Annotated in this window: 1 protein-coding gene; it reads right to left on the reverse strand. The window is 47.3% G+C overall.

The window, feature by feature from the left end; genetic code table 11:
- Window positions 1-241: Fic family protein (locus SLS51_RS23755; RefSeq protein ID WP_323840912.1), on the reverse strand; the 241-nt coding region annotated here is incomplete at both ends.

Consider the following 241-nt stretch of genomic DNA (forward strand, 5'->3'; position numbering starts at 1 on the left):
CAGTAGCTCTTTCACTTTGTTAAAGGCATCGAAATAGCCTCTGGCAGCCATCGCATCCTTCTGTTCCTTGTCCCTTTGGATGGTATCCGGCGACCAGTCACCTTTAGACAGACGCTCGATTAATTCTGGCGTAACCTTGTAACCCTCGATGGATAGTGAGTTGTAGGCATCGCTTATGTAGAGATTGCTCATCATGGCGTGTGTTTCTTCGATTGAGCGCTCAAAGAAGTCAAAAGGTGGT

The sequence above is a fragment of the Photorhabdus africana genome, assembly GCF_035181445.1.
In the GTDB taxonomy this organism is placed as follows: Bacteria; Pseudomonadota; Gammaproteobacteria; order Enterobacterales; family Enterobacteriaceae; genus Photorhabdus; species Photorhabdus laumondii.